Consider the following 559-nt stretch of genomic DNA (forward strand, 5'->3'; position numbering starts at 1 on the left):
TACTCAAAACGATTTAGAGATTTTAAAGTCTGAGATTATGGCTGACACGCCTGATGGTGGCGGTCTGCCTACTGGTGTCGCTGTCATCGATGGCGTATCTAACAACTTATTTCCTGATGTGTCAGATATCGACCGCTTATTAGGTCGCGTTCGTCTGCGTAAAGTATATCTTGCAGTAAAAACGGCAAACACCGACTTATTACAAGCGCCACGTTTGCTATTCACCGAATTGCCCGACAACGAAAATATCAGCGTGTTTGCGTTTAAACCAACCTCGTTTGCTGACAGACGATCAGATGCTCAGAACAAGATTGAGTCATATCTTGCTTTTGGTACTAAATGGGCGGGGCACTTACTTGAGACGCAGCTTTCAGGTCAGCGCGTTATTCAGATCTCATTAGATGCAAAAGACCCAATACCTGCAGTCGGTCAGCCGCTTGTACTTGTACAAAACGAAGGGCAGTCTGACGAGTTTTATCAATATCTCAGACCGCTTAAAGTTGACACAGTAGAGCGTCGCTTCCAAAAGTCGGCAAGTGAGACAGTAACACGCACAGTT

1 pseudogene is annotated in these 559 nt (G+C 45.4%); it reads left to right on the plus strand.

Annotated features, from left to right (window positions below):
• Positions 1 to 559, plus strand: a pseudogene (locus tag ACS8FC_RS19855) (hypothetical protein); the annotation flags it as partial.

It is taken from the genome of Psychrobacter sp. 1Y4 (assembly GCF_051847555.1).